The sequence below is a fragment of the Novosphingobium sp. UBA6272 genome (genome assembly GCF_002440635.1).
Classification (GTDB): Bacteria; Pseudomonadota; Alphaproteobacteria; order Sphingomonadales; family Sphingomonadaceae; genus Novosphingobium.
The window spans coordinates 1-21,473 of sequence record NZ_DJUW01000022.1; the positions used below are offsets into that span (position 1 = coordinate 1).

General features: G+C 65.5%; 22 protein-coding genes. 11 read left to right on the forward strand and 11 right to left on the reverse strand.

Annotated elements, in window-relative coordinates; all coding sequences use genetic code 11:
- Window positions 1-17: 17 nt before the first annotated feature.
- Both B2V17_RS10765 and B2V17_RS10770 read right to left on the reverse strand, forming a co-directional pair.
- Window positions 18-923, reverse strand: coding sequence for an oxygenase MpaB family protein (locus tag B2V17_RS10765; RefSeq protein ID WP_292997498.1), 906 nt, complete (start codon window positions 921-923; stop codon window positions 18-20).
- Between the two features lie 7 nt (window positions 924-930).
- Complete coding sequence (locus tag B2V17_RS10770; protein ID WP_292997500.1) at window positions 931-2,223, reverse strand: alkaline phosphatase PhoX; 1,293 nt, start codon at window positions 2,221-2,223, stop codon at window positions 931-933.
- Between the two features lie 113 nt (window positions 2,224-2,336).
- Between B2V17_RS10770 and B2V17_RS10775 the strand changes: the two genes are divergently transcribed.
- Complete coding sequence (locus B2V17_RS10775; protein WP_292997502.1) at window positions 2,337-3,326, forward strand: TIGR01777 family oxidoreductase; 990 nt, start codon at window positions 2,337-2,339, stop codon at window positions 3,324-3,326.
- Between the two features lie 37 nt (window positions 3,327-3,363).
- Here B2V17_RS10775 and B2V17_RS10780 read toward each other — a convergent pair whose 3' ends face one another.
- Both B2V17_RS10780 and B2V17_RS10785 read right to left on the reverse strand, forming a co-directional pair.
- Entirely contained in the window at window positions 3,364-3,870 is a 507-nt protein-coding gene (locus tag B2V17_RS10780) for a hypothetical protein (RefSeq protein ID WP_292997504.1), read from the reverse strand.
- A 162-nt stretch (window positions 3,871-4,032) separates the two neighbouring features.
- Window positions 4,033-5,133, reverse strand: a complete 1,101-nt coding sequence (locus B2V17_RS10785; protein WP_292997506.1) for a branched-chain amino acid aminotransferase — start codon at window positions 5,131-5,133, stop codon at window positions 4,033-4,035.
- Window positions 5,134-5,294: 161 nt separating this feature from the next.
- Between B2V17_RS10785 and B2V17_RS10790 the strand changes: the two genes are divergently transcribed.
- Complete coding sequence (locus B2V17_RS10790; protein ID WP_292997508.1) at window positions 5,295-5,891, forward strand: hypothetical protein; 597 nt, start codon at window positions 5,295-5,297, stop codon at window positions 5,889-5,891.
- A gap of 346 nt (window positions 5,892-6,237) precedes the next feature.
- Here the strand turns inward: B2V17_RS10790 and B2V17_RS10795 are convergent, their stop codons facing one another.
- A complete protein-coding gene (locus B2V17_RS10795; protein ID WP_292997510.1) occupies window positions 6,238-6,768 on the reverse strand; it encodes a hypothetical protein in 531 nt (176 codons plus the stop codon).
- A 27-nt stretch (window positions 6,769-6,795) separates the two neighbouring features.
- Between B2V17_RS10795 and B2V17_RS10800 the strand changes: the two genes are divergently transcribed.
- The 3 genes from B2V17_RS10800 (at window position 6,796) to B2V17_RS10810 (ending at window position 8,420) form a co-directional block, all read left to right on the forward strand.
- Complete coding sequence (locus B2V17_RS10800) at window positions 6,796-7,542, forward strand: TlyA family RNA methyltransferase (protein WP_292997512.1); 747 nt, start codon at window positions 6,796-6,798, stop codon at window positions 7,540-7,542.
- 73 nt (window positions 7,543-7,615) lie between these two features.
- Window positions 7,616-8,128 (forward strand): TspO/MBR family protein, encoded by a 513-nt coding sequence (locus B2V17_RS10805; RefSeq protein ID WP_292997513.1) that lies wholly within the window; start codon window positions 7,616-7,618, stop codon window positions 8,126-8,128.
- Between the two features lie 31 nt (window positions 8,129-8,159).
- Window positions 8,160-8,420, forward strand: coding sequence for an accessory factor UbiK family protein (locus B2V17_RS10810; protein WP_292997514.1), 261 nt, complete (start codon window positions 8,160-8,162; stop codon window positions 8,418-8,420).
- Window positions 8,421-8,427: 7 nt separating this feature from the next.
- On the opposite strand, the gene B2V17_RS10815 is transcribed toward B2V17_RS10810, so the two are convergent.
- The gene (locus B2V17_RS10815) at window positions 8,428-8,553 is read right to left on the reverse strand and encodes a hypothetical protein (protein ID WP_292997515.1); all 126 of its coding nucleotides are present in this window, start codon (window positions 8,551-8,553) and stop codon (window positions 8,428-8,430) included.
- Between the two features lie 70 nt (window positions 8,554-8,623).
- Here B2V17_RS10815 and recO point away from each other — a divergent pair, with 70 nt between their 5' ends.
- From recO to B2V17_RS10830, 3 genes are read left to right on the forward strand one after another with little or no spacing between them, the layout of a single operon-like run.
- Complete coding sequence (gene recO / locus B2V17_RS10820; protein ID WP_292997516.1) at window positions 8,624-9,211, forward strand: DNA repair protein RecO; 588 nt, start codon at window positions 8,624-8,626, stop codon at window positions 9,209-9,211.
- A 15-nt stretch (window positions 9,212-9,226) separates the two neighbouring features.
- The gene (leuB, locus tag B2V17_RS10825; RefSeq protein ID WP_292997517.1) at window positions 9,227-10,270 is read left to right on the forward strand and encodes a 3-isopropylmalate dehydrogenase; all 1,044 of its coding nucleotides are present in this window, start codon (window positions 9,227-9,229) and stop codon (window positions 10,268-10,270) included.
- Window position 10,271: 1 nt separating this feature from the next.
- A complete protein-coding gene (locus B2V17_RS10830) occupies window positions 10,272-11,396 on the forward strand; it encodes a glycosyltransferase (RefSeq protein WP_292997518.1) in 1,125 nt (374 codons plus the stop codon).
- A gap of 4 nt (window positions 11,397-11,400) precedes the next feature.
- Here the strand turns inward: B2V17_RS10830 and B2V17_RS10835 are convergent, their stop codons facing one another.
- Both B2V17_RS10835 and B2V17_RS10840 read right to left on the reverse strand, forming a co-directional pair.
- The gene (locus B2V17_RS10835) at window positions 11,401-12,489 is read right to left on the reverse strand and encodes an NADH:flavin oxidoreductase (RefSeq protein WP_292997520.1); all 1,089 of its coding nucleotides are present in this window, start codon (window positions 12,487-12,489) and stop codon (window positions 11,401-11,403) included.
- Window positions 12,490-12,534: 45 nt separating this feature from the next.
- Window positions 12,535-13,815: a phospholipid carrier-dependent glycosyltransferase gene (locus B2V17_RS10840; protein ID WP_292997522.1), complete on the reverse strand. Its 1,281-nt coding sequence runs from the start codon at window positions 13,813-13,815 to the stop codon at window positions 12,535-12,537.
- Between the two features lie 252 nt (window positions 13,816-14,067).
- Between B2V17_RS10840 and B2V17_RS10845 the strand changes: the two genes are divergently transcribed.
- Complete coding sequence (locus B2V17_RS10845) at window positions 14,068-15,276, forward strand: trans-sulfuration enzyme family protein (RefSeq protein ID WP_292997524.1); 1,209 nt, start codon at window positions 14,068-14,070, stop codon at window positions 15,274-15,276.
- 200 nt (window positions 15,277-15,476) lie between these two features.
- Here B2V17_RS10845 and B2V17_RS10850 read toward each other — a convergent pair whose 3' ends face one another.
- Window positions 15,477-16,697, reverse strand: a complete 1,221-nt coding sequence (locus B2V17_RS10850) for a cation:proton antiporter (RefSeq protein ID WP_292997526.1) — start codon at window positions 16,695-16,697, stop codon at window positions 15,477-15,479.
- Between the two features lie 99 nt (window positions 16,698-16,796).
- Here B2V17_RS10850 and apaG point away from each other — a divergent pair, with 99 nt between their 5' ends.
- Window positions 16,797-17,195, forward strand: a complete 399-nt coding sequence (apaG, locus tag B2V17_RS10855; protein WP_292997528.1) for a Co2+/Mg2+ efflux protein ApaG — start codon at window positions 16,797-16,799, stop codon at window positions 17,193-17,195.
- A 10-nt stretch (window positions 17,196-17,205) separates the two neighbouring features.
- Window positions 17,206-17,991, forward strand: coding sequence for a LysR family transcriptional regulator (locus B2V17_RS10860; protein WP_292997530.1), 786 nt, complete (start codon window positions 17,206-17,208; stop codon window positions 17,989-17,991).
- Between the two features lie 6 nt (window positions 17,992-17,997).
- Here B2V17_RS10860 and B2V17_RS10865 read toward each other — a convergent pair whose 3' ends face one another.
- Together B2V17_RS10865 and B2V17_RS10870 are read right to left on the reverse strand one after the other, a co-directional pair.
- A complete protein-coding gene (locus tag B2V17_RS10865; RefSeq protein WP_292997532.1) occupies window positions 17,998-19,278 on the reverse strand; it encodes a metal-dependent hydrolase family protein in 1,281 nt (426 codons plus the stop codon).
- Window positions 19,279-19,321: 43 nt separating this feature from the next.
- A complete protein-coding gene (locus B2V17_RS10870; RefSeq protein ID WP_292997534.1) occupies window positions 19,322-21,247 on the reverse strand; it encodes an alpha/beta hydrolase family protein in 1,926 nt (641 codons plus the stop codon).
- Between the last annotated feature and the right edge of the window lie 226 nt (window positions 21,248-21,473).

Here is a 21,473-nt window from a genome sequence, read left to right on the forward strand (position 1 = left end):
TTTAATGGGTCCTGAGCCTAGGCCGCTTCCAGCCCCAGACCCTCCAGCAGCCGCAACTGCTCGGGCCGTTTGCGCCACAGGAAATCGCTCGGCAGGCCGTGCCGAACTGAGGCCTGGGCCGGGGGCGAGGCCGGATCGTGCTTGCGCTCGGCCAGCCGCGCGATCAGCTTCACCGCCGCGCGGTCGGCAAAGGACAGGTTGTACTCGCGGCCCAGTTCCAGCCGCTCGCGGATCAGCGGCGGCAGGATCGATACGGCGGCGCGGGCCAGCGCGCGGTGCAGGAACCGCGGCACGGTCGGCGCGGCCTTGCCCGACTGGATGATGTCGAGGAATTCGCGGTTGATCGGGTGCGGTTCGAAACCAGCGGCGAGCCCTTCCATCATCGCGAAGAAATCGGCGCGGCAGGTCAGCTTTTTCTGAACGCCGTAAAGCACCGCCACCGCCTCGCCCTCGCGGAAGAAGCGGTTCTGGTCGGCTTCGCTGACCGGGCTGACGAAGGTGTGGTAAGCGGTCAGGAAGCCATAGCCGGCGGTCGCGCTGACCCAGTCGACCAGTTCCGGGTCGGTCGCCTTGTAGGCCACACCGCCGGGTGTTTCGCCGGCAACCTTGGCGTGCATCCGTCCGACCCCCGCGATCAGCTTGCGCGCCGCATCGGCCGGGCCATAGACCCCGATCATCGCCGCGTGCCCGGTCCGCTGCGAGCGACCGATCGGATCGACCGGATAGATCGAGTGGTCCCACACGCCCGAACGGATCCGCGGGTCGGCGAATTCCATCAGCACCGCCGCCACCCCGCCGATCGCCAGCGCGATCTGGTTCTTGTAGATCCGCCAGGCGACCGAGCCGGGATGCATCAGCGCGGCCGCGCCCGGCGGCTGGCTATAATCGAACGGCGGGATCGGCCGGGCTGCGGGCTTGCTCATGCGGGGATCACACTCCGAGGTGAGCCCAGGGCCCGGTGATCGCCAGAGTTCGGGCCGGGCTGTAGAGGTTGAGGAACAGCACCTGGCCATCGGGCGAGAAGCAGGCTCCGGCGAATTCGGTCTGGATCCGCGACTTGGCGATCGGATAGGGCAGGCCGTCGACGGTGATCCCGCGCACGTGGTTGTCGGTGATCGCGGTGTATTGATCCTCGCAGACGATCAGCTGGCCATCGGTCGCAACGGTCAGGTTGTCGCCATAGTTGAACTGGCCGGCATCGGTCGATTCGAAGAACAGTTGCAGCCGGTCACTGTACTGGCCGGGCACCAGCCGGAACACCTGCCCCAGCTTGGCCGCTCCGCCCGAGGTGCAAGTGAAATAAAGCTCACCCCGGCCCATGTGGATCCCTTCGCCGCGGGCAAAGCGCAGCGCGCCCAGTGCCGCGCCGCGCTGGCGCAGATCGTCAGCCGGGCTGGCGACGTTGTCGAGCGGGATCCACCGCGCCTTGCGCCATTCGCCGGGGCGGATCAGCGGATCGCCGGCGACCAGCGACAGCGCCTCAAGCACGCCGCCGCGCGCTAGCTGGCCGGGCACTGCGGGGGTGAAGCGGTACAGCAGCCCGTCCTCCCGGTCCTCGGTCAGGTAGACCTTGCCGCTGGCTGGATCGACCGCAGCGGCTTCGTGGTTGAAGCGGCCCATTGCTTTCAGCGGCACCGGATTGACCGGGCCGGTGGCGCTGGCGGGCACCTCAAACACCCAGCCGTGGCTGCGGCCGAGCTGGCCGCCGGCCGGAGATACGTCTTCCTCGCAGCTCAGCCATGAACCCCAGGGGGTGACCCCGCCGCTGCAATTGCGGATCGTACCGGAAAGCGAGCGGAACTGCTGCTCGACCGTCAGGGTCGCGGCATCGAGGATCAGCGTGGTCGTGCCGCCCGGCAGGGGCGCGCCGCCGTTCAGCCGGTCATAGGCCGCACCGGTCGCTCCGCCGCTGTCCTGCGTCACAACCAGTTCGTGATTGCGGACCAGTGCCAGCTTGCCGCCGGGCAAGGCGAAGCAGCCCATCCCGTCGGCCGCGTCGGGCACGGTGCCGCCGTCGCTCATCGCCTGGCCGCGCTTGGACAGGATCCGGTAGGAAAATCCGTCCGGCAGATCGATCAGGCCAGCCGGATTGGGCACCAGCGGACCATAGCCCTCGGCACTGACAATCGCGTGCCCGCGGGCATGACAGCCCGACGCGGCCAGCGCGCCAAAGGCCAGGCCGGTGGCGGAAAGAAAGCGGCGGCGATCGAAAGTCGGTCCCATCGCGACACTGTGCCGGACGCCGGTTGAAGCGTAAAGGGCCGCCGGTGCTGCGGCGGCAGACTGCCCCAAAAGACCTCTGCCGCCCGGCGTGGATCGCCGGTAGCGCCGAATGCATGATTATTGCCGGAGCCGCCGACCGATCCTTGCCTTTTGCTGCTGCGCCGCTGGCCGACGCTGTGTGGCCGCGCAAGCTGATCCTGGTAACTGGCGGCACCGGGTTTGTCGGGCAAAGGCTGGTCGAGGCCCTGTCAGCGGCCGGGCACGGGGTGATCGTGCTGTCGCGAAACGCCGTTTCGGACAATTTGCCCGATAGCGTCAGGGTGATCACCTCGCTGCTTGAGATCGCACCCGCGACCCGGATCGATGCAGTGGTCAATCTGGCCGGAGAATCGATCGCCGGCGGGCTGTGGACGCGCAAGAAGCGTGCGCGGATACTCCAGTCCCGCCGCGACATGGCCGCGCAGTGCCGCGATCTGGTAGCCCGGCTTGAATGCAAGCCCGAGGTCCTGATCACCGCCAGCGCGATCGGCTGGTACGGGATCCGCGGCGACGAGACGCTGGACGAGAGCAGCACTGGCACCGCCTGCTTCTCACGCGAAATCTGCGAGGCGATCGAACAGGGCGCGGCGGCCTGTGCAGAGCTGGGGGTCCGGGTGGTGCCGCTGCGGATCGGGCTGGTGCTCGATTCCTCGGGCGGCATGCTCGGGCGGATGCTGCTGCCGTTCCGGCTGGGGCTGGGCGGGCCATTCGGTTCAGGGAAACACTGGATGAGCTGGATCCACCGCGACGATCTGGTCCGGCTGATCTGCCACGCCATCGCGCAACCGTCGCTGTCCGGCCCGGTCAATGCCGTCGCGCCAAATCCTGTGCGCAACCGCGATTTCGTGAAAGCACTCGGCAAGGCATTGCACCGCCCGGCGGTTTTCCCGGTGCCGGCTGCGCCGCTCAAACTGGTGCTCGGGCAATTCGCCGAGGAACTGCTGCTCGGCGGGCAACGCGTAGTCCCCGTCAGGGCCGAGGCCAGCGGTTTCCGCTTTCGCTATCCAACGCTTGATGCCGCTTTGGCCGCGATCATCGAACACGAAAAAGGGGACGCGCCGTAACGCGTGCCCTTCCTTCGGCCAGTCGGTCGAGTTGCGCTTAGATGGCGATTGCGCCCGCCGGAGCGGCAAACTTTTCACGGCATAGCTTCACAAGCGGGCGGACCGCTTCGCGGGTGGAATCCTGCGCGCCGCGCAGTTCCGGGCCGACGACATTGGGATTGGCCCGGTTGGCCATGACCCACTGCTTTTCGATGTTGCCGCAAACCCGTGCGGTCGGCGCTTCATCGACGCGCAGCATGGCATAGGTATTGCCCATTTCAACGGCGGCTTCGTAGAAGGCGTAGACTTCCTTCTGTCCGGCCGAGGCACCAGGGTTGTTCCGGCGGGTCTGGGCAAGTTCAGCCAGAGCAGTCTGGCAGGCGTTGTACTGTTCGATCGGTGCGCGATCCTTCGATTTATCGGAGTCGGTGCAGAAATCGAAGGCCGAGCTGTTCATGTCGGCCAGCATCTGATTGGCCTGGGCATCGGTAACGCTCTGCGCCATCGCGGGCGAGGCGGCGAGGCACAGGGCCGAAGCCATGGTGGCGGCAAGCAGTCTACGCATTGTTCTTGTCTCCCCTGAAGACGGGCATGATCCGGTTTGATCGGCTTCGTCGCCTAGGCCTTGGTGGATGAATAGCAGCATAACGCAGGCCGGCGCTTGGAAATTTGCGCCATGGACCCAAGTAGGAGCGAGATGTCCCAATCGGCGCTTACCGCTCCGGCTTCAGCCGATCCGGCGAACCCAGCCATGGTGATCGGCTTCCTCGCCGCGCTGGATTGCGGTGAGCCGGGCCTTGAGCTTGCCGGTGAGCTGACCGGGGCCGCCCGAACCGATGGTGAATTCGCCGTCCTGCCCGGCGACCTTGCCGACCGGGGTAACGACCGCAGCAGTGCCGCAAGCAAAGGCTTCGACCAGCTGGCCCGAGGCAGCGTCGGCGCGCCACTGATCGAGGCTGTAGCGATCCTCGCGCACGGTAAGGCCCTCTTCGCGGGCCAGCGTGATCAGGCTGTCGCGGGTAATGCCGGGCAGGATCGTGCCGGTCAGCGGCGGGGTGCTCAGGCTGCCATCGGCAAAGGCGAAGAACAGGTTCATGCCGCCCAGTTCCTCGATCCAACGGTTCTCGGCAGCGTCAAGGAACAGCACCTGATCGTGGCCCTTGGCAAAGGCTTCGGCGGTCGGGACCAGGCTGGCGGCATAGTTGCCGCCGCACTTGGCCGCACCGGTGCCGCCGGGCGCAGCGCGGGTATAGTCCGAAACCCAGATCGAGACGGCCGGGGCGCCCGACTTGAAATAATTGCCTGCCGGGCTGGCGATGACGATGAACTTATAGGCCTTGGCCGGGCGCACGCCCAGGAACGCCTCGGTCGCGATCATGAAGGGCCGCAGGTACAGCGAACCGCCCTCGACCGTCGGGAACCAGGCCGCATCGGCCTTCACCAGTTCCTCGATCGCGGCGATGAACAGGTCCTCGGGCAGTTCGGGCATGGCGAGGCGGCGGGCCGAGGCATTGAAGCGCCGGGCATTGGCATCGGGCCGGAACAGCGCCATCGAACCATCGGGGTGGCGATAGGCCTTCAGCCCCTCGAAGATTTCCTGCGCATAGTGCAGCACCGAGGCCGCCGGATCGAGCGCGATCGGGCCATAGGGGCGCACCTGCGCGCCGTGCCAGCCGGCCTCTTCGGTCCAGTCGATCACCACCATGTGATCGGTGAAGCGGCTGCCGAAGCCGGGGTTGGCCAGAATCTCACTGCGTACCGCATCGGCCACCGGCGCGGGGTGCGGCAGGTGGGTGAACCGGGTGCGGGATTCGGCGAGAGTCGCCATGGGCTTCATTCCTTATAGTGCAAAGCGCCGCTATTGAACTAAAATTACGTTCAGTGCAAGCGCAATGTAATAAACGCAAAGGCTCTATTTCACTTTCCTGCATAGCGGGGATTGCGCGTCAGGCCAAGTCACGTGCATCATGGGCAAAACGGGAGACAACGATGAAACGCGCTCTGTTCGCTGCTGTGCTGGCGCTGGCTTTGACCGGAGCGGCAGCGCCGTCAAATCCGGCAGCCTTGACCTGCTCCAGCCCGGTCAGGAAGGGTGATACGGCGTCGACGCTGAAGGCCCGTTATGGCAAGCAGGCAAGGATCATGAAGATCCATGCTGCCGAGGGCGAAATGGTCGATGGCCTGGCCTTGTGGCCCAACGATCCGAAGCGCCGGATCGACGTGTTCTTTGATGATGGCCCGATGAAGCGGATCGCAACGCTGCGGATCACCGGGGCAAAGTCGGTCTGGCGGATTGGCGGGCTGGGGATCGGCGCGACCTTGCCGCAAGTGGTGGCGACCAATGGCCGCGCGGTAACGGTCGGGGGGTGCGGCTGGGACTATGGCGGCGGCGTGGATCCGCGCGGCGGCAAGCTGGCCAAGTGGCCGGGCGGATGCCGGATCGGCCTGACCATGGATGTCGGCGCCGATGTGACCAACCCGCCTGAAGGGATCAGCGGCGACGGGCTTCTTCTGAACTCCGGCGATCCCCGGTTGAAGGCGGCACGGCCGCGGGTGACGCACATCTACCTCAACTGGCGGGACTGATCCTCCCGGATATGAGAAGGGCCACACCGGCTAACCGGGTGGCCCTTCGCATGGTCAGCGGCCGGAAGCGCCGCTCACGGTGCCTTTATCGCGAAATCGAAACTCAGCGATAATGCTCCATGATGCGGATTACCGACCTCCCTGCTGAACCATGAGACATCGGTCACCTCCTTTCGCGCTGTTAGAGCCAATCACTTCCTGCTGGAAGCTCGGGCGGCCCGTTTCCGTACCGTCCTTGCTCCTAGATGTGAATCATTCTGCGCTGCACAACAAGTCTTGCAAAGATTTTTTTTGACGTCAGAATCAGTGCCTTCGTGCCCGTCGGGGCACTTCTCCACAATCAGCTTCAACGGCAATCCTCGATCACCCGGCTGATTTCTGGCCAGGCGGGGATGTACCACGGCGCCCACTGTCCCTGGACCGATACCATGAACCGGCCGCGGCTGAATGCCATGCTGTCGAGCAGGGGATCGCTACCCGCCACCACGGCCACCACATCGCCCCCATCGCGCCGGGTCGGCAGCGTCTTCTGGCCGGACGTGGTGACGATGGTCATCAGCGGGGCTTCGAGCGCGGGGGCCGTCTGCCGGATTTCGACTTGCCGCTTGGCCTTGTCGCAGGTCAGCGTGAAGCCGCCGTAGCTCGGCATGGTCGGCGTGCCGAAGAACGCGACCGAGCGGTTTCCTTCGCTGCGCCAATACCAGTTGCCGGGCGAAGCCGGGGCATCGCGCCAGTCGGCCGGTTGCTTGGGTGGAAGCGGGGGCGGCAGGCCCGGCGTAACAAAGGGGCGCGGCGGCGGCGGCACCGGCGCGGGTTTGGGCGGGGCCGAGCACGCGGCCAGCCCGGTGAGCACTACAAGGGGAATAATTGCCTTCACGCGCCTTCTATGGAAGGAGCCGGGGCAATGGGCAAGGTGGCGAAACAACGGGTGGACCAGCTGCTGGTCGAACGCGGGCTGGCCGAAAGCCGGACCCGTGCCCAGGCGCTGGTGCTGGCGGGCACGGTTTTCTCGGGCGAAACCAAGATTGCCAAGTCCGGGCAGACCCTCCCCGCCGATGCACCGCTGGAGGTTCGCGGACGCGACCATCCGTGGGTTTCGCGCGGCGGGATCAAGCTGGCCCATGCTATCGAACACTTCGGGTTGGACCCGGTCGGGGTCACCGCGACGGATGTCGGCAGCTCGACCGGCGGGTTTACCGATGTGTTGCTGAGCAAGGGCGCGGAGCATGTCTTCGCGGTCGATTCGGGCACCAACCAGCTGGCTTGGAAGCTGCGCCAGGATCCGCGGGTGACCGTGCTGGAACAGACCAGCGCGCGGCTGCTTACGCCGGCGCTGATCGACCGTCCGTGCAGCTGGGTGGTTTGCGACGCCAGTTTCATTTCGCTGGCCAAGGTACTGGAAGTGCCGCTGAAACTGGCTGCGCCGCAGTGCCGACTGGTCGCCCTGATCAAGCCGCAGTTCGAAGTCGGGCGCGGCGAAGTCGGCAAGGGCGGGGTCGTCCGCGATGCAGCGCTGCATGCCCGCGTCTGCAAGGAAGTGCGGGCCTGGCTCGAAGGAAGCGGCTGGCAAGTCCAGGGGATTGTCGAAAGCCCGATCAAAGGGCCGGAAGGCAATGTCGAGTTTCTGATTTCGGCACAACGCGGTTGTTGATTGGCGGATTGCCAGCGCGGCCGCGCCCCGCCACTATCATCCGGAAATCGCGCTCTGATTCGAGGTTCCTTCGATGAGTGAACTTGCTTCGCCCGGCCAGTTGCGGGCCGCCTTGCTGCGCTGGTCGCTGTTCCTGGCGCCGTTGCTGCTGTTGCTCGGCACCGTTTCGGGAATGATGGGCGGTTCGGGTGCGAACAATGCCTGGTTCATGGGGCTCGAAAAGCCCTCGCTTTATCCCCCGCCGGCAACCTTCGGGATCGTCTGGACAATCCTGTACCTGCTGATGGGCGTGGCGCTGGCCATGATCGTGACCGCGCGCGGTGCAGCGGGGCGCGGTCTGGCGATCGGAGTCTTCGCGATCCAGTTCGTCCTCAACCTCGCCTGGTCGCCGGTGTTTTTCGGGATGCACCTGTTGGTCCCGGCGCTCTACCTGCTGGTCGCGATCGACCTGGCAGTGCTGGCCACGGTCTGGCTGTTCTGGAAGGTCCGCCCGCTCGCCGCCTACCTCTTGCTGCCGTACCTCGCCTGGGTGCTGTTCGCGACCGCGCTGAACTGGCAGTTCGTTGCGGTCAATCCCGGGGCTTGATCCCGGGGCGGCAAAGGACCATCTAGCCTCCATGCAAAGCGAAAACCCCCTGATCGCCGATATTGCCAAGCTGCTGAACAGCGCGGCCGGAACCGTTGCCGGAATGGGCCGCGAAGCCCGCGACGCCGCACGGGAACGGGTCAAGGAAGGGCTTGGCGGGCTCGATTTCGTCACCCGTGAGGAATTCGACACGGTCAAGCTGATGGCCGCCAAGGCCCGCGAAGAGAACGAGGCGCTGAAGGCCCGGATCGATGCGCTTGAGGCGGCGCTAAGCGCCAAGGGCAAGAAGTAGGAATTTCTCACGCAAAGGCGCCAAGGCGCGAAGGGGTTGCGCGCTGTGCGGGGTGATCCTCGGCTGCGGCCATGTCGTTTTCGGTGACGCCCAAAGCCGAAGCGGCTTCGCCGCTTGCCCAGTATCTTTGCACCTTCGCGCCTTTGCGAGAGCTATTTCAACCGCCGGTTGAGTAATCCTGGGTTTCGCTCCAAAGCCAGCCGATGGACCTGCGCGACAACGCCATCGTCTGCTCGACCCGGCCGCACGGCGAAACCGCGGTTATCGCCCGGTTGCTGAGCGAGCAGCACGGCCTCTTGGCCTGCTATGTCGCGGGCGGGCGTGGCCGACAGCTGCGTCCGGTGCTGATCCCTGGAAATCTGGTTCAGGCCGAACTGCGCTCGCGCAGCGAATCGCAGCTGCCGTTCGGTCGACTTGAGCTCAGCCACAGCCGCGCGCCGTGGCTGGCGGAGCCGCTGCCGGCAGCCGCGATTGGCTGGGTTACCACATTGACCACCGCCGCTCTGGCTGAGCGCCAGCCCTATCCGGGTCTGTTCGCGGCGCTGTCGGGCCTGCTCGATGCTGTCTGCCACGCTCCATCGGCGCGGGGCTGGCTGCCCGGACTGGTCGCCTATGAAGCGCTGCTGCTGCGCGAACTGGGTTATGGCGGAGCCGCGCCGGATCCCGCCGCCGGGCTGGCCGAATTCGACGCTGTCGGCCAGCGGATCGAGCGCTACCTGCTTGCAGATCGGCACGGCGATGTTATGGGCGCGCGCGCCATCCTGCGAGAGCGGCTGGCCCGGATCGGGTAAGGGCGGACATTCCAGATGAAGATTGCGGTACTCGCCGGAGACGGCATCGGCCCCGAAGTGACCCGCGAGGCAGTGCGCGTGCTGCAGGCGCTGAACCTGCCCGGGCTGGAGCTGGCCGAGGCTGCGGTCGGCGGCGCGGCCTACAAGGCGCACGGCCATCCGCTGCCGCCCGAAACGCTGGCCATCGCCCGCGAAGCCGATGCGATCCTGTTCGGCGCGGTCGGCGATCCCGATTGCGACAATCTGGAACGGCACTTGCGGCCCGAGCAGGCGATCCTGGGCCTGCGCAAGGAGCTGGGCCTGTTTGCCAACTTGCGTCCGGCCAAGGTTTTCAAGGGGCTGGAAGACGCTTCTGCGCTGCGGCCTGAGGTCGCTTCGGCGATCGACCTGCTGATCGTGCGCGAGCTCAACGGCGACGTCTATTTCGGCGAGAAGGGCATCCGCGTCCTTCCCGATGGCCGCCGTCAGGGCTGGGACATGATGGCCTATGCCGAGGACGAGGTACGCCGGATCGCCCACGTCGGCTTCAAGGCCGCGATGGGCCGGGGCAGGAAGCTGTGCTCGGTCGACAAGGCCAATGTGCTGGAAACCAGCCAGGTCTGGCGCGACGTGGTGATCGAGGTTTCGGCCGAATATCCCGAGGTCGAGCTGAGCCACATGTATGTCGACAACGCGGCAATGCAGCTGGTCCGCAATCCGGGCCAGTTCGACGTGATCGTCACCGGCAACCTGTTCGGCGATATCCTCTCGGACCAGGCCAGCATGTGCGTCGGTTCGATCGGGCTGCTCGCCTCGGCCTCGCTCAGCGAGGGCACGCAAGGGCTGTATGAGCCGATCCACGGCAGCGCACCGGACATTGCCGGCAAGGGCCTCGCCAATCCGATGGCGACCGTGCTGTCGGCAGCGATGCTGCTGCGCCATTCGCTGGGGCTTGAGGCCGAAGCGGCGCGGATCGAAGCCGCGGTGGCGCGGACCCTGGCCGACGGCGTACGCGGCGCCGATCTGGGCGGAACGCACGGCACTGTTGCCATTGGCGACGCAATCCTCGAAAGGCTTTGAGATGACCCTACGTCTCGGCGTTGTCCTTCCCACCTATAACGAGCGCAAGAACCTGCGCGGCATGGTCGAGCGGCTCGACAAGGCGCTCGCCGGGATCCCGTGGGAAGTAATCATCGTCGATGACAACAGCCCCGACGGCACTTCGGACGAAGCGCGGGAGCTCGCCCAGGAAGACGGGCGGGTCCGGGTGATCCAGCGGATCGGGCGGCGCGGGCTGTCCTCGGCCGCGATCGAGGGCATGTGCGCCACTGCCGCGCCGGTGGTGGCGGTGATGGACGCCGATCATCAGCACGATCCCGAACTGCTCCCCGGCATGCTCGCCGCGATCGAGAGCGGGGATTATGACCTGTCCTATGCCAGCCGCTTTGCCGAAGGGGCCAGCACCGAGGAATGGGGCCGGCCCGACCGTGTCAAGGCCAGCAACTTTGCCAACCGGATCGCCAACAAAGTGACCGGGGTGGAACTGAGCGACCCGATGAGCGGCTATTTCATGCTCAAGACCGAAGTGCTGCGCGGCGATGCCCACCGGCTTTCGGGCGTGGGCTTCAAGATCCTGCTCGATATCCTCGCCACGGTCGATGCGCCGCTGCGGATCAAGGAAGTGCCGATGAACTTCGCCGCACGGGCCGAAGGCGAATCGAAGCTCGACCGCACAGTCGTGTTCGAATTCCTGGTCGGGCTCTACGACAAGTGGCTGGGCCGCTGGATCCCGACCCGCTTTGCCCTGTTCGGGACGATCGGCGGGCTCGGCGTCGTGGTCCACATGGCGGTTTTGGCCATGGTGCTGAACCTGTTTGGCGAGGCGATGCGGGTCAGCCATTACCCGGATGAGACCGCCTTCATCGTCGGCCAGACCACCGCCGCGCTGGTGGCGATGACCTTCAACTTCGTGCTCAACAACGAACTGACCTATGCCGACAAGCGGCTGCGCGGGTTCCTGCCGCTGCTGACTGGCTGGGTCCGGTTCCTGATCACCTGCGCCTTCGGCCTGCTTGCCAATATCGGCGCGGCGACCGCGCTGGTCCGGTTGGGCTTCAATCCCTATCCGGCGGCAATCGTCGGGATCGTGCTCGGCTCGGTCTGGAACTTCGCGCTGTCGAGCAAGTTCGTCTGGGGCAAGTACTGAGGCCTCAGGCCTCGACCGGCTCCCCGACAAATCCCGGCCAGGTCTTCATGTAGGTGAGGAAGGCTTCGCCCAGGCCTTCGGCGCGCAGGTGCGCCTCGCTGACCGGGACCTGCGCCGCCGCGAAGGCTGGATCGGCCAGGCAGCGCGCGGCGAAATCGTGGTGGAGGATCGCGCCGCGGCCGACCAGCACGAAGTCGGCGCCAGCATCGAGACAGGCCTGGGCCTTGGCGGCATCCATGATCTTGCCGGCCACGCCCAGCCGGGTCTTGCCGCGGGGCAGGGCGGTGAAGTGCGAAATCAGCGGCGCGGCGTCGTCCGCCCCGCCGACCGGGGCCTTGAAGCAATCCCACAGCGACATGTCGAGATAGTCGAGCTGGCCGCCTTCCATCACCTGCTGGACAAAGGCCTTGGCCTCGGCCAGATCGATGTTGAAGCGTTCGGGCGAGAGCCGCAGGCCGAGCTGGAAATCCGGACGGCAGGCCGCGCGAATGCCGTCGATCACTTCGAGGATCACCCGCTTGCGGTTCTCGAAGCTGCCGCCGTAGCGATCCTCGCGCCGGTTGTTGGTCGCATCGAGGAACTGGGCGAGGATATAGCCGTGGGCGCCATGGATCTCGACCCCGTCGAACCCGGCCCTTTCCGCCCGCACTGCAGCTGCGATGAAATCGTCGCGCAGCTGCTCGACCTCGGCGGTGGAAAGCGCGCGGGTGCCGGTTTCGGCATCGGCGAAGGGCCCTTGCGGTGCTTCGCCGATCAGCTCGGCCGGGCTGCGCATCCCGGCATGGTGAAGCTGCACGGATGACACCGCACCCTTGGCCCGCAGCGCGGCGGCCAGCTCGGTCAGCCGCGGCAGGTGAGCGTCTGACCAGATCCCGAGCTGGCCGGGAAAGCCCTGGCCGCCCTTCTGGACATGCGCTGCGGCAGTCATCACCAGTCCGAAACCACCCTCGGCGCGCATCGTCAGCCAGCGGATTTCATCATCCGACAGCACGCCATCGGGATGGCTTTGCAGATTGGTCAGCGGGGCCAACATGAAGCGGTTGGCCAGGCTGGGCCCACGGACGAAATCAAGCGGCTGCGAAAAGGTGGTCATTGCGGCGAATCTCCCTGTTGCCCACAGGGTAATTTAACCGCGCGGTTAACGCCAGCTTCTAAGCCACATCCAAAATTCAAAGCTGCGCCGTCCGCAGCACAGCGGCCAGCCCGAGATGATCGGATAGAACCAGGCGAACATCGCAATACTCAACGCCAGGCTGGCCGGGGCCAGCCAGCGCCAGCGGTCGCTCCGTCGCCACAGTGCGTCAAGCGCCAGCGCCAGCAGCGCCATCAGGAAGGTGCTGGGCAGCAGGTAGTGATAGAGAAACTGCACCGGCTTGCCCGATGTCGCCCAGAACAGCAGCGTCAGCAGATAGAGCGCGGCGAAGGCCAGCAGCTCCGGCCGCCGCCGCATCAGTCCGGCCCACAAGCCCCAGCCCAGCGCGGCGAGGCCGGCCAGCATGGTGAAGGGATTGCCGATCAGCACCACCCCGCGCTGGGCGCCTTCGATATCCTTGTAGAGATACCAGATTGCCCGCCAGTTGCCGGCCCACTGATACCAGACCGACCGATAGGGATGCGGCTTCTTCACGCTGTCCTGCAGCATCAGCATGTGTTCGTGCCAGGCGATCGGCGCCCACGGATTGACTGGTCGCTCGGCCCAGTGGAACGCGGGCCAGAAAGTCAGCCAATAGACCCCGAGCGGGACCAGTCCGAGCCACAGCGCGGCTTCGGCCAGGCTGATCCCGGGGACCGGCCCGCCGCGGGTAGCAAACAGGAAATTGCCGCGATGGGCCTTCAGCTTGAGCACGAGGAACACCAGCCCGGGCAGGATCAGCGCGGGGGCGATCGACCATTTGCTGCCGAGCGCCAGCCCCATCAACACCCCGCCCAGCGCCAGCCGCCAGCGCCCCTGGTGCGGTTGCCGCACCGCCGCCGCTAGCTGCCAGAACGCCAGCATCGCCAGCGCGGCCATGGTCATGTCGAGCATCGCGATCCGGCTATGGATGAACCAGAAGAAGTTGGTGGCGAGCAGCAGCGCGGCGATCAGCGTTGCCCGGGCATTGCCGCTGGCGAACCAGACCGTGCGGGCAAAAGCAAACAGGCCGATCGCCCCGCCGATGGCCGATGGGACGCGCCAATACAGCGGCTCGTCGCCCAGCCAGCGCAGCGCGGCGGCCAGCACGGTCTTGCCGAACATCGGATGTTCGGGGTTGACCCGGATCCCTTCCAGCAGTTTTCGCGCGGCGGGGACGTAGTGGACCTCGTCGAAATAGATCTCGTGCGGGATCGCCAGCCGCCACCAGACCAGCGCGAAGTATCCCAGGGCAATCGCCGTGCACCAGGCGATCGGATCCCGGTCAGTGGTAAAGCGGCCCTGCATCGCGGCGGGGATTATCGGGCGGGGCAGGGCTGCGCAACGATTTGGTTCACACGAAGACACGAAGGCACGAAGGTGTTGCACTTGCGGCGCAGCCGCTCGCAGAATTGACGGTAGAGCCCGAGGCGACGCCGACGGGGAAGGGAAGTCCTTCGGCCTTCCAGAACATCTTCGTGTCTTCGAGTCTTCGTGTCTTCGTGTGCGCAATCCTTCTCCCTTGCCCCGTCACGCGGCGCTGCCTAAAGCGCAGGCGTCATGAAACGCACCACCGGACAAGACCGCTCGATCACCCGCAACTGGCGCCCCGCCACCCAGGCCGTTCGCGGCGGGACCTGGCGCAGCGAAATGGGCGAGACGAGCGAGGCGATTTTCCTTACTTCGGGCTTTGCCTATGACAATGCCGAAACCGCGGCAATGCGGTTCCGCGGCGAAGATCCGGGGATGACCTATTCGCGCCTGCAGAACCCGACCGTGGCGATGCTGGAAGAGCGGATCGCGCTGATGGACGGGGCCGAGGCCTGCCGGGTCCAGGCATCGGGCATGGCGGCGATGACCGCGGCGATGCTGTGCCAGCTTCAGGCCGGCGATCACTTGGTGGCGGGCCGGGCAGCGTTCGGTTCGTGCCGCTGGCTGGTCGACCAGCTGCTGCCGCGCTTCGGGATCACCACCACGACGATCGACGCGCGCGACAATGCCCAGTGGGAAGCGGCGATCCAGCCCAATACCAAGGTGTTCTTCTTCGAAACTCCGGCCAACCCGACGATGGATGTCGTCGACCTCAAATTCGTCTGTGACCTGGCCAAATCGCGCGGGATCACTTCGGTGGTCGACAATGCCTTTGCCACGCCTGCCTTGCAGCGCCCGATCGAATGGGGGGCCGATGTGGTGGCCTATTCGGCGACCAAGCTGATGGACGGGCAGGGCCGGGTTCTGGCCGGCGCGGTCTCGGGCAGCGCTGAATTCATCAATGAAAAGCTGCTGTGGTTCCAGCGCAATACCGGTCCCAACCTCTCGCCGTTCAACGCCTGGGTGGTGCTGAAGGGGCTGGAGACGCTGGATCTGCGGATCCGCCGGCAGAGCGAGAATTCGCTCAAGGTCGGGCGGTTCCTCGAAGGCCGGGTGCCGAAGATCAACCATCCCGGCCTGCCGAGCCACCCGCAGCACGATCTGGCGATGCAGCAAATGGACGCCGCCGGATCGATCTTCAGCTTTGAACTCGATGGCGGACGGGCCCAGGCGCATGCCCTGCTCGATGCGCTGCAGCTGATCGACATCTCCAACAACATCGGCGATTCGCGCAGCCTGATGTGCCACAATGCCTCGACCACGCACTACTCGGTCAGCGCCGAGGCGCGGCAGGAAATGGGCGTGACCGAAGGGATGCTGCGGCTCAACGTCGGGCTGGAAGATCCGGATGACGTGATTGAGGATCTGGATCAGGCGCTGAAGGCGGTCGGGCTCTGAGTTAGCGGCCAGCTTTGATTGGTTCACGCAGAGGCGCAGAGAAGAAAAGAGAGGCGCAGAGATGTTGGGCGAAGCCGCTGGCTTCTCTCGAAATTCTGACCTCTCAGCAAACCGCATCCTTACAGGAAAGTAGCGGCTTCGCCGGAAGAGCAACCCCTCTGCGCCTCCACTTTCTTCTCTGCGCCTTTGCGTGAACTATTCTAGCCTGCCTTAGCCTTCAGTCCCTCCAGCTTCCTCAGCGCCGGGCTTACCACCGGGATGGTCAGCATGGTGCTGCCGATCGCTGCGAGCAGCAGGGCGGTGAAGGCGCTGCTGGTGATGATCGCCTTGTCGAACAGCACGTTGACGAAGATTATCATGATCAGCGCCTTCGTCTGCAGCAGCCAGCCGATCACCCAGGCCTCGCCCTTGCCCCAACCGAGCAGGCGGCCGGCGAGGCCGACACCGGCGAGCTTGCCGATTACCATCGCTGCCAGCAGCAGTGCAGCGGCGGCGAAGGCAGCAATTCCGCCCATGTCCCAGCTGGTCCGGAGGCCGGTGGAGAGGAAGAACACCGGCATGAAGGCCAGCAACACCGTATCGCGGAAGCGGTCGATATTCTCGATCCCGAACCATTTGGCATCAAGCGCCGCCCCGGCCAGGAATGCGCCGACCATGTAGTGCAGCCCCGACCAGTCGGCGAGATAGCCGTTGGCGGCGAGCCAGACCAGCGCGACGTACCAGCGGTCCCGCTCGGGAATCGCGGCGATCAGCTTGCGGACCAGCCAGACCGCGACGGCAAAGCCGGCCAGGTAGGCCGCTTGCCGCCCGACCCGCTCCCAATCGAGCAGGATCAGCGCGAGCACGCCCCAGATCATGATATCATCAAGACTGGCATAGCGCAGGATCCGCTGGCCCATGGCGGTGCGCAGGATCTCCAGCTTCTGCATGAACAGGATCAGGATCGGCAACGCGGTGACCGCGCAGGCCATGCCGACCCCGGCGATGAACTGCCAGGTCTGGCCCTTGGCGCCGATCCAGCCGGCCGGATCGCTCAGCTCCAGCAGCAGCCACGCTGCCGCAGCGCCCAGCGCCAGCGGAACGCCGAGCGCGAGGCCGGCGGTCAGCCCGGTTTCACCGCGCCATTTCCACGCTTCTTCCAGATCGAGCTCAAGCCCGGCAACGAAGACGAACAGCATCACCGCCCACCAGGCAATTCCATTGAGCGCGCCGATCACCGGCGGGGTGAACACGAATTCGTAATAGGCCGGAAAGACCGCGCCCAGCACGCCCGGGCCAAGCACGATCCCGCCGACGATCTGGACCACCACCAGCGGGGCCCAGTAATCGGTCCGCAGCAGCCGCCACACCGCATAGGGCAGCGCGAAGATGATGATCAGCGCAAGCAGGAACAGTTCGGTCACGGGAAGACTGTGCGGCATGGCTGCGGTGCTATCACGCGAGCGCCGCCACGCAACATTTGCGCATTCCTATTCCCCAACAGACATTGATCTGGGCCGGGCAGCCGCTATCTTGGCCCAATGAAGGAACTGTTCCAGCACGCCGCGATCACTGACGGCATCACCGTGCGCGTCGCGGTCAATTTTCTGCCCGAACAGTCGCAGATCGAGGCGGGGCGCTGGTTCTGGGTCTATCACATCCGGATCGAGAACGGCTCGGACGAGACTGTCCAGCTCGCCACGCGCCACTGGCGGATCACCGACGGGCGCGGAATGGTCAATTTCGTCGAGGGTGAGGGCGTGGTCGGCGAAACCCCGGTGCTTAAGCCGGGACAGAGCCATGACTATGTCTCGGGCTGCCCGCTGACCACCCCGATGGGCTCGATGGAGGGGCATTATACCTTCGTCCGGGCAGACAATTCGCCGTTCGAGGTCAAGATCCCGTTCTTCCCGCTGGCCGCACCCGCGACGGCGGGCTAGACGCCCGGCCATGAAGCGCACCCATCTGCCTCTCAACGCCCTGCGCGTCTTCGATGCCGCCGCCCGGCACTTGTCGTTCACCCGCGCGGCCGACGAACTGGCGGTGACGCCCGCAGCGGTCGGCCAGCAGATCCGCGCTCTGGAAGACGTGCTCGGCGTGGTGCTGTTCCGCCGCACCCCCAAGGGGCTGGAACTCACCGAGGAGGCGAGCGCGGGCCTTGAGGCGCTGCGCACCGGCTTCCTCCACTTCGAAGATGCGGTGCGGGCGATGCAGGCCGGGCAATCGAGCCACGTCTATACCATCGCCGCCCCGCGCGAATTCTTCGCTGCCTGGCTCGCCCCGCGGCTGGCCCGGTTCCGCAAGGCCAATCCCGAAGTGCGGTTCAGCCTGGTCTCTGATGAAGACGCCGACTTCACCGAAGCCAACCTCGACCTTGCGGTGCGCTGGGCCGAAGGGCCGGGCGAGCTTGAGGGCGTTGCGCTGGGCGAAAGCGGGCGGGTGACCGTGGGCGAGGGCTGCTGGATCAGCTGGCCTGGCGATACCAGCCCCGAAGGCGACGATTGCGACAACACCCCGCTCTCGGTCGGTGACGCCGGTCAGGCCATCGCCGCCGCCGCTGCCGGAATGGGCAAGGCCCGCGTGCCGGTGCTGCTGGCGCAGTCGTGGCTGGAAAACGGCCGGATCAAGGCGCTCGGCGAGGTGGCTGAAAGCCGCCACGGCTATTGGCTGGTCGCCCCCACCCCGCAGTGGCGGCAAAAGAAGGTCAAGGCGCTGGTGGCGTTTTTGACGGCTTAACCAGTTCTAGCGCACCACAAACCCACCCTTCATCACATGCTCGACTCGCTCCAGCTCTGAAATATCCTTCAGCGGATTGCCTTTGACCGCGATCATGTCGGCCCAGCGTCCGTTGGTGAGCGAGCCGACCTGGCTGCTCCAGCCGAGGAACTCCGCCGCTACCGTGGTGGCAGACTGGATCGCCTGCAGCGGGGTCATCCCGTATTTCACCATGTACCGGAACTGGCGGGCCTGGAGCCCGTGGGGAAAGACCCCGGCATCGGTTCCGAACACCACCTTCACCCCGGCGCGGACCGCCTTGGTGAAGCCCTGGCGCTGGACATCGGTGGTCTCGTCGTTCTTGCGCAGAATGTCGGCCGACCAGCCATCACGGCGACCAACTTCGGCGATGTAGTCACCGTTGTAGACGTCCATCACCAGATAGGTGCCGCGCGCCTTGGCGAGCGCGATGCCTTCGTCGTCGATCAGGCTGGCATGCTCGATCCCGCGCACCCCGTTCGTGATCGCCAGCTTGATCCCGGCGGCACCATGGGCGTGCGCGGTGACCCATGATCCGTGACGCTCCGCCATGTCGACCGCGGCGCGGATTTCTTCGCCCGAAAGCTCGATCTGGCCCGGTTCTGTCCCCTCGGTCAGGACCGCGCCGGTGGCGATCAGCTTGATCGAATCCGCGCCCTTTTCAAACAGCAGGTTGACCTTCTCGGCCACTTCGGCCGGGCCGCTGGCCACGCCCATCCGCATTTCGGGCGGCACGACCATGCCCTTGGGCAGACCGGTCACCTCGCCGCCGCCGCCGGGCCGGGTGATATAGCCGCCCACTGCATTGATCCGCGGCCCCACCACGTCGCCGCGGTAGATCGCGTTGCGCAGCTCGATGTTGCCGGTGCCGCGGTAGGATCCGACATCGTGGACCGTGGTGAACCCGGCCTCCAGCGTGATCCGCGCGTTGCGCGCGCCAAGATAGGCGGTTTCCTCGGGCGAATGGAGCAGCGGCTCGGCCGGGTTGCTGGTCTGGAGATAGTCGGCCAGGTGGACATGGGCGTCGATCAGTCCAGGCAGCACCCAATAGTCCGACCAGTCGATCACCTGCGCGCCTTTGGGCGGTGGGGCCCAGGCGGTGACGGCAGCGACCCGGCCATCCTCGATCCGGATCAGCCGGTCCGCCAGCACTTCGCCGGTGGAAGGCTCGATCAGATGCCCGGCGCGGACATAGATCGTGTCGGCTAGCGCCGGGGCGGCAAGGGCAAGCGCAACGAGCGCAGCGAACAGGCGAAGCAGGCGATTCATTGCGGCAAGTTGCACCGCCCGTGCCAAGCAGGCAATGCCGCGATCAATAGGCCGGGTTGTGCCGGGTCAGGAAAGCTTCGAGTGTGTCGAGGAACTTGGTCTCATTCTCGGCCTTGTCGAACCCGTGGCCTTCATCGGGGAAGACCAGCACCTCGATCGGCTTTCCGGCAGCGGCGGCGGCCGATTTCATCGCCGTGAACTGCTTGAACGGAACCCGGAAATCGCGCTCGCCGTGAACCAACAAGAGCGGCCGGGTCAGCTTGGCGGCCTGCTTGGCCGGGCTGACATCGTCAAAGTTGAAACCGGGACGGGTGCCCTTGAAGGACTTTGAAAGTTCCCGACGGCTTTCGCGGGAGAAGTAGTTGCCGCTGTAGCGCAACTGCGCGTTCCAGTCGGTCACCCCGGCAAAGCTGGCGGCGCAGCGATAGCGTTCGGGGTTGCGGATTACGGCCCACATCGCGGCATAGCCGCCATAGGATCCGCCGACCACGCAGACCCGCTTGGGATCGGCGATCCCCTGCTTGACCACCCAGTCCATTCCGTCATCGACATCGTCCTGCATCTTGCGGCCGACTTCGCCTTCGCCCTTGTCGATATAATCATCGCCGCGTCCGCTGGATCCGCGGAAATTGGGCTGGAGCACGGCATAGCCGCGATTGGCCAGGAACTGGGCCTGGTTATCGAAAGTCAGCTGATCATGCACCCCGAACGGGCCGCCATGCGGCATGATGATCAGCGGCAGGCCGCTCGCCGTCCGGCCGGGCGGCAGAGTCAGGATGCCCTGGATTTCAAGGCCATCGCGGGCGGTGTACTTGATCGGCTTGGGCGTCGCCATCTTGGCTGGATCGATCTGGGGGCGTGCAGCGAAGAACAGGTCCAGTTTCTTCGCCGCCGGCGTATAGATATACCACGCGCCCGGATCATTCTCACGCCCGGACCAGACGATCATCCGCGATCCATCGCGCGATTTCGCATCGATCGTCACTTCGGTGCCCTTCAATGCCTTTTCGAGGCGGGTCTGGGCCGTTTGCATGCCCGGATCGAACCATTGCACCCGGTCACGGTCGTCGGACCAGAACGCTGCGACGAGCTTATGATTGTCATCGAACCAGACGTCCTCAACGTCCGAACCCGGCTTGGCGACAACCGTTTCCTTGCTGGTGAAGTTCGAGAAATCGACCTTCTTGAGCACATAGTGCTCGTTGTCGTCCTGTTCCAGCACCCAGCCTTCATCGCTGCCGGCGGCCAGGTCGGCCATCAGCCATGTACCGCGCTTGTCCTTCTTGACCCGGTCAACCGTTGCGACCGTCCGGAATTCTTCGTCTGCGGTCCGCCGATAGATGATCTTCAGATTGCCGCTGTCGAGCGTTTCGACGGCCAGGCGGACAACTCCCGCATCGTCCGCGAACCATCGCCAGACATAATAGCGCGGCGCCTGCACCTGCTTGCCGGCCTTTTCTGCCGTGCCGTCCAGCGGGAAACGCCAGACCGATGGATAGTCGGCAATGGTGCGCTGCATCAGCAGCAGGATGAATTCGCCGGCGGGATCAGTATGGATCACGCTGTCCCCGTCGATCCCCATGTCGCGCTTGCCGACGAAGGTGAAGGTGCCGGTGGCAAGGTCGAAGACAAACAGGCGGGTGTAGGTGTATTCTTCCTTGAACAGCAGGCCGACCTGCGAAAGCGACACGAGGATCCGGTTGTTGCCGGCCCATTGGAACCATTCCATCTCCTGCTTCGCGGGCATTTCCAGGTTGTGCAGCGGAGCCCGCGTGCCGGCATCGAGCACGCTGAGGTAGGTCTTGCCCTCCTTGTCGACCGCGCGCAGCGCCACCTTGCTGCCGTTGGGCGACAGGCTGACTCCGCTGAGCCCGGAACGCTGCGTGAAAGCGGCGGTCGGCACCGCAGCGGGGCGGCCGGCAGCTTCGGCAGGTGTCGCCGGAGTCTGGGCGGGCAGTGCGAAAGGCAAGGCAAGAAGAACGGATAAGAAGCCGGAGATAAGCAACTTGCGCATTTCGGAATTGTCCCGGCAGATTAGCAGCATGGAGTGGGGAGGCTATCGAATTGATCGCAGGTGGGCAACATCATCCGCGGTCGATCCGGAGTAATTCCGGCGCGTCGCTGTTGCACCGGGTTTATTGACATCAATGTCAGCAAATTGATCGAAAGCAAGGATCGGGCGAGGCGATCCCGGC

Excerpts from the sequence above, each read along its gene's own strand:
- B2V17_RS10790 (WP_292997508.1), top strand. The coding sequence starts at position 5,295 with ATGAAACGCGCTCTGTTCGCTGCTGTGCTGGCGCTGGCTTTGACCGGA.
- B2V17_RS10845 (WP_292997524.1), top strand. The coding sequence starts at position 14,068 with ATGAAACGCACCACCGGACAAGACCGCTCGATCACCCGCAACTGGCGC.
- recO (WP_292997516.1), top strand. The coding sequence starts at position 8,624 with ATGGACCTGCGCGACAACGCCATCGTCTGCTCGACCCGGCCGCACGGC.
- leuB (WP_292997517.1), top strand. The coding sequence starts at position 9,227 with ATGAAGATTGCGGTACTCGCCGGAGACGGCATCGGCCCCGAAGTGACC.
- apaG (WP_292997528.1), top strand. The coding sequence starts at position 16,797 with ATGAAGGAACTGTTCCAGCACGCCGCGATCACTGACGGCATCACCGTG.
- B2V17_RS10860 (WP_292997530.1), top strand. The coding sequence starts at position 17,206 with ATGAAGCGCACCCATCTGCCTCTCAACGCCCTGCGCGTCTTCGATGCC.
- B2V17_RS10800 (WP_292997512.1), top strand. The coding sequence starts at position 6,796 with ATGGGCAAGGTGGCGAAACAACGGGTGGACCAGCTGCTGGTCGAACGC.
- B2V17_RS10805 (WP_292997513.1), top strand. The coding sequence starts at position 7,616 with ATGAGTGAACTTGCTTCGCCCGGCCAGTTGCGGGCCGCCTTGCTGCGC.
- B2V17_RS10840 (WP_292997522.1), bottom strand. The coding sequence starts at position 13,815 with ATGCAGGGCCGCTTTACCACTGACCGGGATCCGATCGCCTGGTGCACG.
- B2V17_RS10850 (WP_292997526.1), bottom strand. The coding sequence starts at position 16,697 with ATGCCGCACAGTCTTCCCGTGACCGAACTGTTCCTGCTTGCGCTGATC.
- B2V17_RS10785 (WP_292997506.1), bottom strand. The coding sequence starts at position 5,133 with ATGGCGACTCTCGCCGAATCCCGCACCCGGTTCACCCACCTGCCGCAC.
- B2V17_RS10865 (WP_292997532.1), bottom strand. The coding sequence starts at position 19,278 with ATGAATCGCCTGCTTCGCCTGTTCGCTGCGCTCGTTGCGCTTGCCCTT.
- B2V17_RS10770 (WP_292997500.1), bottom strand. The coding sequence starts at position 2,223 with ATGGGACCGACTTTCGATCGCCGCCGCTTTCTTTCCGCCACCGGCCTG.
- B2V17_RS10830 (WP_292997518.1), top strand. The coding sequence starts at position 10,272 with ATGACCCTACGTCTCGGCGTTGTCCTTCCCACCTATAACGAGCGCAAG.
- B2V17_RS10835 (WP_292997520.1), bottom strand. The coding sequence starts at position 12,489 with ATGACCACCTTTTCGCAGCCGCTTGATTTCGTCCGTGGGCCCAGCCTG.
- B2V17_RS10775 (WP_292997502.1), top strand. The coding sequence starts at position 2,337 with ATGATTATTGCCGGAGCCGCCGACCGATCCTTGCCTTTTGCTGCTGCG.
- B2V17_RS10780 (WP_292997504.1), bottom strand. The coding sequence starts at position 3,870 with ATGCGTAGACTGCTTGCCGCCACCATGGCTTCGGCCCTGTGCCTCGCC.
- B2V17_RS10810 (WP_292997514.1), top strand. The coding sequence starts at position 8,160 with ATGCAAAGCGAAAACCCCCTGATCGCCGATATTGCCAAGCTGCTGAAC.
- B2V17_RS10765 (WP_292997498.1), bottom strand. The coding sequence starts at position 923 with ATGAGCAAGCCCGCAGCCCGGCCGATCCCGCCGTTCGATTATAGCCAG.